The organism is Marinobacter sp. UBA2498 (genome assembly GCF_002341575.1).
Classification (GTDB): Bacteria; Pseudomonadota; Gammaproteobacteria; order Pseudomonadales; family Oleiphilaceae; genus Marinobacter; species Marinobacter manganoxydans.
On record NZ_DDOI01000114.1, the window covers coordinates 394 to 15,631 of the forward strand.

15 protein-coding genes are annotated in these 15,238 nt (G+C 57.7%); 7 read left to right on the forward strand and 8 right to left on the reverse strand.

Annotated features, from left to right (window positions below; genetic code table 11):
- Positions 1 to 97: 97 nt before the first annotated feature.
- The 3 genes from prpB to B2W52_RS15900 all read right to left on the reverse strand — a co-directional run bounded on the left by prpB (position 98) and on the right by B2W52_RS15900 (position 3,381).
- The gene (prpB, locus tag B2W52_RS15890; protein ID WP_273017972.1) at positions 98 to 985 is read right to left on the reverse strand and encodes a methylisocitrate lyase; all 888 of its coding nucleotides are present in this window, start codon (positions 983 to 985) and stop codon (positions 98 to 100) included.
- 17 nt (positions 986 to 1,002) lie between these two features.
- Positions 1,003 to 1,683 (reverse strand): GntR family transcriptional regulator, encoded by a 681-nt coding sequence (locus B2W52_RS15895; protein WP_273017971.1) that lies wholly within the window; start codon positions 1,681 to 1,683, stop codon positions 1,003 to 1,005.
- A 111-nt stretch (positions 1,684 to 1,794) separates the two neighbouring features.
- Positions 1,795 to 3,381 (reverse strand): OpgD/OpgG family glucan biosynthesis protein, encoded by a 1,587-nt coding sequence (locus B2W52_RS15900; RefSeq protein WP_273017970.1) that lies wholly within the window; start codon positions 3,379 to 3,381, stop codon positions 1,795 to 1,797.
- Between the two features lie 383 nt (positions 3,382 to 3,764).
- Here B2W52_RS15900 and galU point away from each other — a divergent pair, with 383 nt between their 5' ends.
- Entirely contained in the window at positions 3,765 to 4,601 is an 837-nt protein-coding gene (gene galU / locus B2W52_RS15905; RefSeq protein WP_273017969.1) for a UTP--glucose-1-phosphate uridylyltransferase GalU, read from the forward strand.
- A gap of 16 nt (positions 4,602 to 4,617) precedes the next feature.
- Here the strand turns inward: galU and B2W52_RS15910 are convergent, their stop codons facing one another.
- Positions 4,618 to 4,854 carry a hypothetical protein gene (locus tag B2W52_RS15910; protein ID WP_273017968.1) on the reverse strand — a complete coding sequence of 79 codons (237 nt, stop codon included), beginning with the start codon at positions 4,852 to 4,854 and terminating at the stop codon, positions 4,618 to 4,620.
- Positions 4,855 to 5,168: 314 nt separating this feature from the next.
- On the opposite strand from B2W52_RS15910, the gene B2W52_RS15915 reads away from it, so the two are divergent.
- Complete coding sequence (locus B2W52_RS15915; RefSeq protein WP_286803713.1) at positions 5,169 to 6,041, forward strand: RibD family protein; 873 nt, start codon at positions 5,169 to 5,171, stop codon at positions 6,039 to 6,041.
- Here B2W52_RS15915 and B2W52_RS15920 read toward each other — a convergent pair.
- Genes B2W52_RS15920 through B2W52_RS15935 form a run of 4 tightly spaced genes read right to left on the reverse strand, consistent with a single transcriptional unit; the run spans position 6,025 to position 10,308 of the window.
- The gene (locus B2W52_RS15920; RefSeq protein ID WP_286803714.1) at positions 6,025 to 6,948 is read right to left on the reverse strand and encodes a lysylphosphatidylglycerol synthase transmembrane domain-containing protein; all 924 of its coding nucleotides are present in this window, start codon (positions 6,946 to 6,948) and stop codon (positions 6,025 to 6,027) included. The genes B2W52_RS15915 and B2W52_RS15920 overlap by 17 nt on opposite strands.
- Complete coding sequence (locus B2W52_RS15925) at positions 6,945 to 8,885, reverse strand: glycosyltransferase family 4 protein (protein WP_286803715.1); 1,941 nt, start codon at positions 8,883 to 8,885, stop codon at positions 6,945 to 6,947. Before B2W52_RS15925 ends, B2W52_RS15920 begins: the two co-directional genes overlap by 4 nt.
- Entirely contained in the window at positions 8,872 to 9,270 is a 399-nt protein-coding gene (locus B2W52_RS15930; RefSeq protein ID WP_008171956.1) for a 6-pyruvoyl trahydropterin synthase family protein, read from the reverse strand. Before B2W52_RS15930 ends, B2W52_RS15925 begins: the two co-directional genes overlap by 14 nt.
- A gap of 30 nt (positions 9,271 to 9,300) precedes the next feature.
- Positions 9,301 to 10,308 carry a zinc-dependent alcohol dehydrogenase gene (locus B2W52_RS15935; protein ID WP_286803716.1) on the reverse strand — a complete coding sequence of 336 codons (1,008 nt, stop codon included), beginning with the start codon at positions 10,306 to 10,308 and terminating at the stop codon, positions 9,301 to 9,303.
- A gap of 176 nt (positions 10,309 to 10,484) precedes the next feature.
- Here B2W52_RS15935 and B2W52_RS15940 point away from each other — a divergent pair, with 176 nt between their 5' ends.
- The 5 genes from B2W52_RS15940 to B2W52_RS15960 all read left to right on the forward strand — a co-directional run.
- A complete protein-coding gene (locus tag B2W52_RS15940; protein ID WP_286803717.1) occupies positions 10,485 to 11,219 on the forward strand; it encodes a CDP-alcohol phosphatidyltransferase family protein in 735 nt (244 codons plus the stop codon).
- Entirely contained in the window at positions 11,206 to 11,823 is a 618-nt protein-coding gene (locus tag B2W52_RS15945) for a YceI family protein (RefSeq protein ID WP_286803718.1), read from the forward strand. Before B2W52_RS15940 ends, B2W52_RS15945 begins: the two co-directional genes overlap by 14 nt.
- A gap of 132 nt (positions 11,824 to 11,955) precedes the next feature.
- Positions 11,956 to 13,026 (forward strand): hypothetical protein, encoded by a 1,071-nt coding sequence (locus tag B2W52_RS15950; RefSeq protein WP_286803719.1) that lies wholly within the window; start codon positions 11,956 to 11,958, stop codon positions 13,024 to 13,026.
- A 102-nt stretch (positions 13,027 to 13,128) separates the two neighbouring features.
- A complete protein-coding gene (locus B2W52_RS15955) occupies positions 13,129 to 14,217 on the forward strand; it encodes a hypothetical protein (RefSeq protein WP_062782650.1) in 1,089 nt (362 codons plus the stop codon).
- A gap of 146 nt (positions 14,218 to 14,363) precedes the next feature.
- On the forward strand, positions 14,364 to 15,238 hold an 875-nt coding region (locus B2W52_RS15960; protein ID WP_286803720.1), incomplete at its 3' end, for a DMT family transporter.

The following is a 15,238-nucleotide window of genomic DNA, read 5'->3' on the forward strand; positions in this document are numbered from 1 at the left end:
AGGGGCCGGGGGAGAGGGGAAGCTTCCGATTCTGCGGAGTGCTTCTCTACCCCCTCTCCCTGGCCCTCTCCCGCTAGGGGAGAGGGGATAAATGCTGTCAGCCTTTGCTCTGCTGGAACAGCTGGTCCAGCTTCTGCTCGAAATCGTGGTAGTTCAGGAAATCGTACAGCTCCATACGGGTCTGCATCATATCAACCACGTCTTTCTGGTCGCCCTTCTCCAGAATGTTCTGGTAAACAGTCAGGGCGGCCTTGTTCATGGCGCGGAAGGCGCTGAGTGGGTACAGAACCATGTCGGCGCCGGCTTCGGCCAGTTCCTTGCGGTTGTACAAGGGTGTGGCACCAAACTCGGTGATGTTGGCCAGGATGGGCACGTCCAGGGCTTCCGAGAAGGCCTTGTAGTGCTCAAGCTCCGTGACCGCTTCAGCGAAGATGCCGTCTGCGCCGGCTTCGATGCAGGCCTTGGCGCGCTCGATGGCGGCTTCGAGACCTTCTTTCTGGAAGGCGTCGGTGCGGGCCATGATGAAGAAGTCTTCGTCTTCGCGGGCATCGACGGCGGCCTTGATGCGGTCGACCATCTCCTCCTGGGACACGATTTCCTTGTTCGGGCGATGACCACAGCGCTTCTGGGCAACCTGGTCCTCAATGTGGACAGCTGCAGCACCGGCACGTTCCATCTCGCGGATGGTGCGGGCGATGTTGAAGGCACCACCCCAGCCGGTGTCAATGTCGACCAGCAGCGGTACGTCGGTAGCTGCGGTAATACGGCGAACGTCCTCGACCACGTCGTTCATGGTGGTCATGCCCAGATCCGGCAGGCCGTAGGAGGCGTTGGCGACGCCGCCACCGGACAGGTAGATGGCCTGGTGGCCGACTTTATCGGCCATCATAGCGGCATAGGCGTTGATGGTGCCGACAATCTGCAGGGGCTGGTTTTCTTTGAGCGCCTTGCGGAAACGGGCGCCGGGGCTGAGTTTGTTGGACATGGTGTTGGCCTCTTTCGTTAAATGGAGATGTCGCCTTCCTGGATCTTTTTCTCGATGTTCTGTCTTGCTGCGTTGATATGGCGTTTCATCAGAAATTCGGCGAGTTCGCCGTCGCGCTGGGCGATGGCTTCGACGATACGACGGTGTTCACCGAGAGCCCGCTGGGGGCGACCGGTGGAGGTGCTGAGACGGTAACGGTACATCCGTACCATGTAATAAAGATCACCAAGCAGCATCTGGGCAAGTTTGGTATTGCGGCTACCGGTGGCGATTCTGTGGTGGAAGTCGTAATCCCCTTCGGCCTGGTAATAGGCCTGGCCCTGGGCTTCATCGATCATGCGTTCGTGGGTGTCGAGGGTAGCCTGAAGATCGGCGATTTCCTGGTCGGTCATGCGCTCGGCGGCCTGTCGAGCGGCCAGCCCCTCCATGACTTCGCGTATGCGGTAGAGCTCCATTAACTCGGACGCGCTGACTGAAACCACCTTGACGCCGGCATGGGGACGGCGCACCAGAAGGCCGCGGGATTCAAGACGGCCCAGCGCTTCGCGGAGCGGGCCACGCGTGAGGTTAAAACGGGAACAAAGCTCCAGTTCGCCGATCTTCTCGCCGGGCGCCAGTTCCCCTTTGACGATTGCCGTTTGCAGACAATCGAAGGCCTCATCGGCGCGGGTGTAGGTAGGAGACAGTAACTCAGACATAGTTTGTCAACAAAAACCAGGTTCTTTTGAGCAAAGCTACGCCTGGGCGGTCATATTGTCAACAATATTGGCTAATTTGACCCTTAGATTGTTTACAATAGCTGCAGTCAATCAATAGAGCTGTCTCTCAACGACCGCTGGCGGGGTGTACTGGTAAAGCCAGGTTTCCGTGAGCGCCTCGCCGCGTAGCCTGAGGTACAGGCGAATATTGATGGGTTCAACGGAGTCGTCCGGCACCAGGTCAAACATGGCACGATAGCCATTGATTGCAGACAATGGTCGGGCGGACGTGATTTCAACCTCTCCCCTGCTCACACTGATAACCGGCTCCACATCCGCATCCTTGCCCAGCATCGCCAGCGCGCCGCCGGCGAAATCAACGGCAAAGCGCCGTGAAAAATAGGTCCGCTTCTGGCCCACGACGCCGCCCAGCCCGGTCCTGGTTGCCTGCACAGTGGCTAACTCATAGGGCCGTAACGGCGCTTGCTCACCCCAGTGCAGACGGTAGCTGTAGAGGTATTCCCGGCCTGGCAACAGAGGTTCCTGCGGATGCCAGAAGGCGACAATGTTGTCGAAGGTTTCATCCACGGTAGGGATTTCCACCAAATCAACACTGCCCCGCCCCCAGTCTCCCCGGGGCTCCACCCAGAGGCTGGGCCGGCGATCGTAAAACACGCCATCATCTTGGTAGTGGTCGAAATCCCTGTCCCGCTGCAGCAGGCCAAAGCCAACGGGATTGTTATCCTGAAAAGTGTTGAACCTGAGATTGACGGGATTCACCAGTGGCCGCCACAACCACTCGCCGTTGCCGTTGCGAATTGCGAGGCCGTCAGAATCGTGTATTTCCGGACGCCAGTCGTAGCCCATGCGATCATCATTTTCGCCCACCTGGTACATGCTGGTCAGCGGTGCAATGCCCGCCCGGGTAATTTCTGTTCTCGGATAGAGTGCCGCATCCACATCCATGACCATGTTGCGCCCCGGGTCGAGCACAAACGAGTAGGCGCCGGTGGTACTGGGGGAATCCAACAGAGCCCATACCCTGAGTTGCTGGCTGCCCGGGGCCGGTTTCTCCAGCCAGAACTCGGAAAACCGGGGAAACTCTTCTTTGCGATCCATGCCGGTATCAATGGCCAGCCCTCTGGCCGAAAGGCCGTACTGCATCTCCGAGCCCACCGCCCGGAAATAGCTGGCGCCGAGAAAGGCCGCCAGATCCAGGGCAAAGTTGTTGTGGTAGTGAACCCGAAATCCGGCGTAGCCAAGGTCTTCCGGCAGATCGCCCAGGGGCTGGTCTCCGCTGTAGCGGAACAGATCCTGTCGATAGGCCAGTTCGTTGGCCTGGTCATCAATGACTTCGTGGATTTTGACGGGTTGCTGGAAATACAGCCCAAGGTGGAAGAGCTGAACCTGGAAAGCGGTATTGTCGTTTCGCCAAAGCGCCTGGTCTTCGCGAAAAGCAATGGCCTGGTAATCATCCCAGGAGAGGTTTTTCAGGGATTGGGGCAATTCGTCTTTATGGGAGACATACGCCTCAGCGGCCAATGCCCGGGCCCGACCTTTGAGCCAGGCGTAGCTGAAGGTACGGGGACTGCTTCCAGATACTGGTTGGAGGCCGGTACCCATCGCAAGGGGCGACAGTGGTAACGCGCCGGCACTTACCAGTGCGCCCAGCCCCTTGATCAGCGTTCGTCTGTCCATTGTTCTCGCCCCTCCTGTACCGGGCTATAGATTGCCATAGAGAAGATCACGTGGACTATGTACGAACAATAAAAGGTAGAGAGCCTATTCGGTTAAGGAACCCACGCTGCCGAAAGCGCACCAAATGAGTGCAGGCAGGCAAGGAGGGTCGCACTGAAAGACCTATGGTCAGAGAAATTTTTGGTAATGGTAAACCTGAAGAACCCTCTTCTAAGGGGCCATAGCTCTTTGCTAGAACGTACAATTTCCAACACCGCCCTGCATTTGTCGTTACAACTTGGGTAAACTCGGCACACTTTGTGATAGAACAATTGTTGATTAGCTTACGCAGAGGCGTTGAGCGGCCCACAGGGCGTGAAACCGACCATCAAAGGACAAACGATATGATTAAAAAATGCCTGTTTCCCGTCGCCGGCTACGGCACCCGCTTTCTTCCGGCCACCAAGGCGATGCCCAAGGAAATCCTGCCGGTGGTAAACAAACCCCTGGTTCAGTACGGAGTTGAGGAAGCCGCCGAAGCAGGTATTCACGAATTCGGCTTCGTGACCGGTCGCGGCAAGCGAGCCATCGAAGATCATTTCGACATCAGCTACGAGCTCGAACAACAGATCGCCGGCTCGGGTAAGGAAGAGCTGCTGACCTCCATCCGCGAGCTGATCGACCACAACAGTTTTGCCTTCACTCGGCAGAATGAGATGAAGGGCCTCGGCCACGCCATACTGACCGGTCGAAACCTGGTGGGTGACAACCCGTTTGCGGTCGTACTGGCGGATGACTTCTGTATTGGCCCCGAGGGTGAAGATGGTGTGCTGGCGCAGATGGTGAAGCTCTACAACCAGTTCCGTTGTTCTATTGTTGCCATCGAAGAAGTGCCGGCTGATGAAACCCACAAGTACGGGGTGATCGCCGGTGAATCCATGAAAGATGGCCTCTACCGGATCACAGACATGGTAGAAAAGCCCGCTCCGGAAGATGCGCCCAGCAACCTCGCCATTATCGGCCGCTACATTCTCACGCCGGATATCTTCGAGATTATTGAAAAGACCCCGGCGGGCAAGAACGGTGAAGTCCAGATCACCGATGCCCTTCTCGAGCAGGCGAAAAACGGTTGCGTGCTGGCCTATCAGTTCAAAGGGCGCCGGTTCGATTGCGGCAGCATTGATGGCTTTGTGGAAGCCACCAACTACGTTTACGAGAATATCTACAAGAAAGGCAAGTAAGAAACCCGGGGCGGGATCAGCTCCCCAGGATTTGCAGAATCATTCGCCGGTTTTCCGCACTTGTCCTACGGAACCGGCGAAGAAGCTCCGCTTCTTCCGTGGTCAACTGGACCTTCTCGAGGACTTGTTCCAGCTCGTCCAGCGACTCCAGAAGTTCGTCGCTCTTATCCAGGGCAATACCGGGCAGCTCAAGTTGCCCATGGTCCTCAGGCTTTTCTGGCTCCCAGTGCTGAATGGGTTGCGCATGCTGCATGGCCACTTACCTCGTCATTCAAGCCGGGATACTCGTCCCGATAATGCCCTGCGAAGTGAATCAATCCGGAAATGTAACGTACATATAGCTTTGCACACAATCTGCCTATACTAAAGGAGCCTCTGAATGCCTCCGAAGCACCTCTGAAGAACCCGGAGGGCGTACTCTGAGGACTTCACATGCTGTGTTGCAGCTCTTGCTAAGGGCTACGGCCATTAGCTGCGAACTGCGCCTTGCATCTGAAGTCCTCAGAGCACGCAGAGGCGCTCCGGAGGCATTCAGAGGCTCCTAGGCAACAACCAAACAGGCTATTTATGGCGGCAAGAACTCTGGATATCGACTCGGCATGGGAGTTGGTGCTTAGCGCAGTTAACCGCAGCAATGTGACACTGCCATTGCCGGGAACCGACAAAGAAGCGGCAAAACTTAACGGCCACGGAGCCTGGCACCTGATGCAGCCGGCCACGGGTGAGGCGAAGGATCTACTCTCGGTATTCCTACCCCTTTGTCGTCCCGTGCCAGATAACGGCAGCCCCAAAGTTATTGGTCAGTTGGGCCAAAGCCTGGACGGACGCATTGCCACGGTTACCGGTCGCTCCCGCTTCATCAACGGCGACGATGGAATTACCCATCTGCACCGGATCCGCGCAGTCTCGGATGCGGTTGTTGTCGGAGCCGGAACCGCCACTACAGACAATCCCCGTTTGACCGTTCGCCGCACCAGTGGCCGCAACCCTGTGCGCGTGGTCATTGACCGTCACCATCGCGTACCGGACAGCCATCACCTGTTCACCGATGGCGAAGCTCCCACCCTGCGGTTGGTGGCAGGTACTTACGAGAAAGCGGAGAATCCATCGATCGGTTCCGGGGTTACGGAGATTCCCTGTCTCGGGGATGCCGAATCCGAAGATGCCGTCGATCCGAGATTGATCCTTGAGGTTCTCACAGACCTGGGGCTGAAAAAAGTCTTTGTGGAAGGGGGTGGTGTTACCGTTTCGTGCTTCCTGAACGCTGGATTGCTGGACCGCCTTCACGTGATGGTCGCACCCATGATCATCGGCAGCGGCAGACCAGCCTTCTCGCTTCCTGAGATCGACTTTCTGGATGATGCCTTGCGGCCGCGCGCCCAGCTTATAAAACTCGGCAGCGATATGCTGTTCGACCTCGATTTTACCCGTGATGTGTAGGTCGAAAAAAAGCAGCCCCTGGCAAACTGGACACCAAAACCAACGCTCCGTACCCAACGCTCAGTGCCACGCCCTGCTCCGCGGGCAATCCCGCCATCGGCCACAGCAAGGCTGCCGCGCCCTCGCGGATGCCCCAACCGGCAACTGTCAGTGGTACCACCATGCTCAGCAACAGGATACTGCCCAGACTGACAATGATGGCCGCCGACTCTGTACTTTCGATATAACCTGCGCCCCAGGACAGGCAGAGAAAAACCCCAAGATAGCTTGCCAACACCAGTAAAGATGAGCCAATCTGAACCGGCAACACCGTTCGGTTTAGCAAAGACTCATAGAGATCCCGCCTGAGCCGCTGAAGATAAGCCGCCAGCCCGGTTTTCAGGGCCAACCAGAGTGCAAGAAACCCCCCAATAACGCCGGCGCCCAGCCAGAGGCCGCCGTTCAAGTGACCAGCCGCTACCCGTCCGGATCCAAGCAACCAGCTACCCGATATGACGACCACGAGCGCCAAAACCAATTGGCCCGAAAGTCGCTCGATGGCCACCCCGTGCACAGCGGAGAGGCGCTCTCCCGCGCCGCTGCCATGTCGCCAGGCCCGGTTTACGTCGCCAAGCACACCTCCCGGCAACACCTGGTTCAGAAACGTCGCCAGATAGTACTCCCGCACCGCTACTCCATAGGCCAGGGGCAGCCCGAGCCGTTCGACGGTGTAACGCCATCGCCAGGCAGACAACGCCACCTGAAAGACCGTAAGTGCCAGTGCGGGAACCAGGACAAAGGGAGAAAAGCCGGCAAGCTCCTGCCAGAGCTCACCCGAATCAATCGAGCGGATCACGAATCCGATAACCAGAACCGTGAATAACCAACGGGCCGCCAGCTTCACCTGCCGTTGACGCAGTTCGGTCAAGGCAATGCCTCGGGTGGCAGTGCCAGCAGATCCAGATGTCTCACAACAATCGTCAGATCCCCTTCGGATAACTGCTGATTGCGTGTCTTCAGCCAGCGTGACAATCGGTCCGCCGAGTGAGGTGACTGCTCAATGGCCGCGTCGATCCAGCCCTGCATCAGCATTTTGGCCAAGGCGTGATCCGCGCCATCCAGTATCCAGGGGGATTCCGCCAGTTCAACCCGGTAACCTTCGGCAACCAGCAGGTCTTGCAACACAGTGCTGGCCTCCGGCCCGAGCGCGGCACCAATTCCCTTGTCGCCGTGCTGGTGCCGATTTACCAATGTCTTCACCAGCTCATCATCAGGATGCTCGGGAGACAGCTCAAAGTGACCGGCATAGCTCAACACAATGAGCATCGCGGACTTCCTTCCTGCGGCTGCGAGGGCTAACGCATCCAGCCATGGCTCGGAAACCAGATCAATCAGTGCTGACGCTGTTATCAGGTCCGCCTCCCGGGGCAGTTGTTGCTCCATGTTTTCCGACGTCAGCTGAACCGGGCGGGTTTCAAACGGCACATCCAGGCGGTCCACACGCTGTCCGGCCTCCCGCAATAACGCAGAATCCTGATCCAGTGCCAGCCAGGTTTGAGGCACCTGCAGCGCAGGCACCAGGAAAATCGCGTTTGAGCCACGACCGGTTCCAATGTCGACAATTTGCATCGGGTAGTGGCTCTCGGGCGACAAGCCATCATAACGATTCAACAACCAGTGATTGAGCTGATCGGTCAGCCCTTGTGAGCGAGCCCGGTGATCCGCTGCTTCCCGGGCTGCCAGCCATGTGCTCTCGAATTCCGAATGCTGGTGCAGATGCGTGGAAAGGCCACTGAAGTAGTGCAGCGCTTCTAGGACATCTTTGCCGGTATCCGCCCATGAGCGGATTCGGCGGGATTCCCTTGCGGCAAGTTTACGGGCGTGCTCAAGCTGTTCCGGATGTTCCAGCCAGTTCCTGAGGCGCGCCTCAAGGGCCCTGACATCGCCCGCACAATACTGAACCACACCAGGCTTGGCGGAGGTGTTGGCAAGGGCGCCGCCATCGGAGGAAATAACGGGCAGCCCTTCCGCCAGCGCCTCATCAATCACCATGCCATAGCCCTCGTACAGGGAGGGCAGTACAAAGAGATCCGCCTTGCGGTAGAGCTCGGCCAGCCCTGCTTCTTCGACCTCCCCTGCCAGCGCAATCCTGTCTTCAAGGCCCGCTTCTGCAATCGCCCGGCGAACCTGCTGGCTATATTCCGGATCACGACTGTCAGACCCTGCCAACGTGCATTGCCACGACACGCCCTTCAGGTTTTCCAGCGCCTCCACCAATTGATGCTGGGCCTTTCGGGGTGACAGATGAGCAACGCACAAAATGTGAGGGGTACCAGTTTGCGACGACTGATCACAGCCTCTGGGGTTCGCGGCTCGGGTGACGCCCGGCTCGGCAACCCTGATCCTCTCAGCCGGCACCTCATAATCCGCCAGGCGAGCGGCGGTGTGTTGGCTGGTGGTGATCACCCCGTTTACAAATCCAAGCGCCCGCGTTTCTGAGTCAAAAAACCACTGTCTATTGGCTTCACTGATCCCCGTTTCATCAGCCAGGGGGTGGTGTACCAGCGCGATCAGATTGAGGCGTGGGGAATGCTTTTCAACAATCTCCGGCAGCCCCCCCATGGCAAGACCATCGAGTACCACAGAGGCGCCATCAGGCAGACTCGCGAGTTTCTTATCCATCCCATTACGGGCAACCCTGTCCGGGCGTGGAAACTGCCCGGGCAACCCCGTGACCCGGGCTCTGCAACCGGCGTCGCCAAGGGCTTCCACGAGCTTGCGGACATACCGGTAGCCGCCCGTGTTCTGTTCCGGATCACCCGGAACAATAAACTCCAGGAAGCCCGGTTTGTCAGATTCCGGCATGGTAGCTTGCCCAGGCAATGTGGGATTCCGAGAGGGTGACTTTCAGGCTGACAATTCCTTCTCCTGTCTCGCCAAGACGGCCACCGTGAATGGCTGCCGCCATACGATCGAAAACCAGTTTGGCCATGAATTCGGTGGTGGTATTCCGGCCACGCAGTTCCGGCAACTCGTCCAGGTTCTGCATATTGAATTCGGAAAGAATGCTTTTGAGAAGTTCGGAAGCCAGGCCGATGTCGACGACCAGGTCGTCTTTATCCAGTTGGTGACGCTCAAAGGTCACGTCGACCACATAGGTGGCACCATGAACCTTCTGCGCAGGACCAAAGATCTCTCCGTTGAAGCTGTGGGCAATCATCATGTGGTCCCGGACCGTCAAACCGAACATAGTCTCTCCTTAGCAGGCAATTTTGGATTTTCAGTAAACAACGCGATGGCACAGAGTATCCCGGCCATCAATCAGAATTCGCGCCATGGATTTTGGTAGATCATCAAACTTGCATTCGCCGGTAATCAGCACATCCAGCGCATCGTCCTGGAGCAATTCCAATGCGAGCGCCAGGCGTTTGCGATAGTCCCACCGTGGAACTCGAGATGGCACTATCTGGCCCACCTGGCTGGATTTCAGGGTCAGACGCCGCGGATGGAATGCGGCCCCCAACGGTGCAGATACCAGTTGATCCCCGTACCAGCTCATTTCCACAATGGTCGCCTCCTGCCCTGCCAGCCCAAGAGCGGTCTCCAGGCCCGAGGGGTGGCCACTGGCATGGATAACAAGGTCGTGATCATCAGGGGCCGACTCACTGCTGAAGGTCAAACCGAGCTGTTCGGCAACGGCCTGTCTCTCTGGATTCGTATCGATCGCGGTGACACGGGCTCCCGGGATACGACTCGCCAGCCAGGCGACGAGCAGGCCAACAACACCAAGACCAACCACGGCAATGCGGTCACCGACTGCTGGCGCTCCATCCCAGAGGCCGTTTACAGCGGTTTCCATATTGGCGGCAAGTATTGCTCGCTCGGCGGGCAGGTCTTTGGGCAAAGGCGTCAACGCCGACGCCGGCACCCGGTAGCAATTCTGATGCGGATAAAGGCAGAACACCGTTTGGCCCACTAACTCTGCAGGCCCTTCCACTACTTTGCCGACGCTGGCGTAGCCGTACTTTACCGGCCACGGAAAATCTCCCTCCTGAAACGGCGCCCGCATGGCTGCGTATTCGCTCTTTGGTACCCGGCCATGGAAAACCAGTGATTCCGTGCCCCGGCTGATACCCGAATACAGCGCCTGAACCGTAACCGATTCGTCCTTCTGCTCGTCCTCAGAGGTAACCAGTGGCGTTTCCAGAATCTCGCCCTTGCCGGCGCCGGTTACCCACCAGGCTCGTGCCATCGATTCGGTGTTCGGCTCATCAGGGTCGCGATGCAAAAGGATCTCCTTTTTAGCAGTTTTTCAAACGTGCTGGTCGTCGCCCTGTCAGGGCTGAACCTTCAGGTCTGAACACGGTCTATGCTCGTAAGCATGTTCAGTTATACCAACTATAGTCAGTGTACAGCGCATCCGAGGTCTTTGATGCCTGCAATCCTATACGCTGGAGTTCATTGATGGATTCTAACGGCCATTCAGCTTCGCAAAGGATGCCACTTGCCCTGGATCTCGCCTGGGGCTTTGGGCTTGTCGGCCTGTTCTGCGCAGCCACCGGCTGGTTAACCCAGCCCCCCGTCCTTTTCTACTTCTTGGCAGCGGCGCTTTACCTGGTCGTTTGTGCCCTGATCATCCCGTTCTGGCCCGAACCCCGGGATTTCGGATGGGCAAACCGGGCGACGCTGCTGAGAGGCAGTCTGGTGATAGTCCTGGTGGCTCTGGCCCCCTTTGCCGACCACCTCACTGACAGCCTCTGGCTCTACGGATGGATGGCATTGCTGGCACTGGTTCTGGATGGCGTAGACGGAAAAGTCGCCAGGGCTACCGACTCCCAGAGCGAATTTGGCGCCCGCTTCGACATGGAACTGGATGCCCTGTTTATTCTCGGCCTCAGCTTGGCTGTCCTGGCATTGGGCAAGGCTGGTCCCTGGGTGTTGGCCCTGGGCCTTATTCGCTATGCCTTCGTTATTGCGACTCACTTCCTGGGCTGGCTGAATGCCCCACTGCCGGAGAGCTTCAGACGCAAGACGGTTTGCGTTTGGCAAATCGTTACCCTGCTGGTGGCCGTGTTGCCGCCGGTCAATGCGCTATTCGCCAGTATCACGCTTGCAACTGCCCTAGCACTGCTTGTGTGGTCGTTTTTCCTGGATATTCACTGGCTTTATCAGAGGAGACATCACCATGATGTTCATTAAACGGAAAACCCTTACCCGGTCTGCCATTGCCCTGCCTGCTGCTGTCGCACTGAGCCCGGCAGCCATGGCCGAGCCGAGAAACTTTGTTGTCGACGACGAACACTTTTCAATGTTCTTCGAAATCATGCACATCGGCTACGCCCCGGTAATGGGGATGTTCCGCGAAGTAGAGGGACAATTCGTTTACGACGAGGAAGCCAGGGAGCTCGAATCTGGTCAGCTGGTGTTCCAGAGCGACAGTGTGTACACCAACCACAAGAAGCGTGACGAACACGTTCGCAACGAGGATTTCCTCGACGCCGACGAGTATCCTGAAATTACTTTTACTATTACCGACTTCGAAACGACTGGCGAAAACACGGGCAAAGTAACCGGCGATCTGGAGTTACTCGGCCAGACACGGCCCGTGGTACTGGATGTGACCCTCAACAAAGCAGACGTTTACCCCTTTGGTCATGAGGAATACACACTGGGCATCAGCGCTTCCACCACCCTGAAACGCAGTGAATGGGGCATGACATACGGCCTTGATGGCGCGATGGTCGGTGATGAAGTGAAATTGCACTTTGGCTTCGAGGCCATTCGGGAATCCGGCATGTTCTGATCGCCGGCTGATCGGAATGTGAACCGCCGCACAACGCGGACACATTCTGTTACACATAGAGTCCGGATTTTTGGGGTGCGGCGGAAATCCCGTTATCTTTAAAGCTACAACAATAATCAAGGGAACTGCCGCATGCCGGGCAAGGTCGCTCTTCTTCTGACACTGGTAACTGCTGGCGTGGTTGGTGCGGGGTATCTGCTCTCCGCTGACAACCACACAGATTTCAGCTGGTTTTCGAAGGTGGTCGACTCGGCCGAGACGGCGCCTGTCCAAAGCGCAGGTCTGGCAAGGCAGTCTTCTACCGATCCCTCGGCTGAGCCGGAACCACCCTCGGATAATGCCCTCGGGTTCATGCTGGCCAGTGTTGCCGATCAATACGCTGAAACTACCCGATACCCTCCGTGGTCCATACCTCTCTCCCCGGAACAGGCGAACGCCTACCGTGGCAATCACTATGAGCCGGTCAGTCTGCCCCTCGAAGGTGACGGGCAGTTCACCGTAACGCTGGAGAAATACCGGTTTACTGCAGGGGAACAAATTCTTGTTGCAGCGGCTATCCGGGGCTCTCAGGTGGTCGGTCGCTCGCTGTCTGCAACGCTGGAGAGGCCGGAAAGCCGGGATGCCATTGCTGGTACCACATTGGAAGAAGCCGGTTCCCCGGGTTACTTCGAGGGCGTTCTGTCCGCCGATGAATCCCCGGGTGAATATCGGCTTATCGTCGAGGCCCGGCTTGATGGCAAACCAGTCCGCCATGTCTCAACACTGGCCATTGAACCTTACCTGGGCGAATTCGAGGGGCTTGGCGATGCCCGTATCCAGGGTAACAATCTGATAATTCCCGTTCATTTCTCGCCGGAAGATTCCGGCTACTACGCGCTTTCGGGCCAGCTGTTTGTTGGCCAACGCCCGGTTGCTCAATTGCAGATGGAGAAAAGGCTGGACAGCACCTCAAACTCGATCAATCTGAAGGCACACGGCACGGTATTGGCCAATCAGACGGTGGACGGCCAGCTACTGCTGAAAAACCTGCAGATTCGGCAGCTTCCCGCCCGGCCAGGTGACCGGACTAATTACGCTTTCGGCCCCGACGAGGGCTACGCTTTCACACCGCCGGATCTCGGCAGTCTTACCGATACACCGGCGGTGAATCCCGAATCAGAACAGCGCGCGGCTCTGCTGCGGCAGCTTGCCGACAAGTTCTGATGGCAGGGCGCAGGCTCTGCACCGGCTAACGCCGGGCTGTACCGCTACAAGTGGCGGATAAACGTCTTGTGACAACAATAAAGCAGCAAAGACGGAGCAACTATGAAAACAACAAAGATCGGAAATGCCTGTAAGGCCGCCCTGGCGGTCACTATCACCGGCAGCTTGTTTGCCGGCACCGCCCAGGCCCAACTGGCCGGGCACAACGTGATCCTGGTTCACGGATTTCAGCAACAAGACCTGGCCAACCCTCCCGCCAATCTGCAGGAGGTGAAGAACGCCGGCGAGGACTATTGGCGTACTTTCTGGCTCTCCCGGGCCGAGGCCCGTATCGACTGGGGCAGTGACGGGCGCGTTGAAGGTGGTATTGCCCAGCAAGCCTATGAACAGATGCGTCAGATCAGTCAGCAAGGTCTTTGCAATGACTTTTGCATCGTTGTTTCTCACTCTACCGGGGATCTCGTTACCCGGTATCTGCTAGAAAACCAGGCACGCTGGCTTCAATCCGAGGGCCTTCAGCCGTTGAAAATCCTGGCAACCCTGGATTACTCCGGCGCGGGCGGTGGCACTGAACTTGCCAACCTGGCACTCAGCCTTGCCTACAACGACAGCTGGTACAATTGGCCCCTCCGGGCAGCAGTAGAAGCCTTCACCGGCATTGAGCCGGAACCCGGCAAGCTGGGCGTGGTAAACGACCTGCAAACCAACGCAGCGCGTAACCTGGCGGTGAGCCCGAATGGAATCCCAAGGTTGCGTTTCGTGGCTGGTGGGTCGTCCTATGGCGGTATCACCAAGCCATTCATCGCCGGCACGGACGATGGCGTGGTACCCACCCATTCGGCCTGTGGTGCCACCTCCGCCGCCGGGATCGATTCCTGCTCTTCCAGCATCAGCCTGGCGGGCAAGGTAACGAGCCAGGATGGCCCGGCCGCTCTTTACTTCAACCACTATCCGGTACTGATGAACGAGGGTGTCACCCACAGCGGCGTGCTCGGCTCCGAGACGGGCAACATCTCCGTTCCAGTGGTCAACAACACCACTCTCGGCGGTTTGCAGGTGGATTTCGCCAGCCGCACCTACAACAAGCGCGCCTGGTGGCAATGGTGGGGTTCCGGTGACCGGTACATTGAAGTGCCCGGCTCAGATCAGACGGACATGTCGAATCTGGTTTACACAACCCTGAATAACTGACCGTACACGGACAAATACTGCAAAGGGCTCAGGGAAGAGCCGCTTCTCACCTCGGTAGTTCTACCCATCTTTCCTTTTTAGTTCGCAAACTATACATTGGTCCGCTTTCGCCGTTCGATTCAACCACTGCCGCCAAGCGATATCCGATGTCTGACACCCACAAATCCGATCTTCTACTGGTTGTTGTCACCCTGTTTGCAGCCATCAGCTGGATGTTTTCCAAGGAGGCTGTACTGCTGATGCCGCCCCTGATGTTCATGGCGGCCAGGTTTTTGATTGCCGGCACCGTGCTCGCCTTTTTCGCCCGTCGCTCGCTGATGAAACTGAGCGTCGATCAGCTTCGCCGAAGTGTGGGTGTCGGGCTGGTGTTTGGCACGGCCATGACCTGCTGGGTAATGGGACTGGTTCATATAACCAGTCTGGGTGAGGGCGCCTTTTTGACCAGCCTGGGTGTCGTAATAGTGCCGATTATCGCACGCCTGGTGTTCAAGGAAGCCCAACCGCCGAGCACATGGCTGGCGATTCCGATTGCCGTTGCCGGTCTCGCGCTGCTCTCCCTTGAGAACGGATTTCGCCCCGAAGCGGGCCAGATTTTCTTTGTCATGGCAGCGACGATTTTCGCCCTGTATTTCAATCTCAATACCCGGGCAGCCAACCAGAGAACGGTGATTAACCGGCTGGGCAAGACCGTGGAAAAGCATCGGGTACCCGCCCTGCCCCTGACAGCCATTGCGCTGCTGACGGTCGGCCTGCTCACCCTGGTTGAATCCATGATTATGGAGCCCTGGCGGCCTACCCTGAATAATCTCTCACCAATGCTGGTCTGGTGGGTGGTGGCCAGTGCCGTGATTGGCACGGCCGGTCGTTTCCTTCTTCAGACGTTCGCCCAGAGCCTGTCTGCGAACAGCCATGGCGTGGTGATTCTGGTACTTGAGCCGGTGTGGGTTGCTCTGTTCGCGGCAGGATGGTTTGGCGAGTCTATGACCGGCATTCAACTGGCCGGCTGTGGCCTCATCTTTGC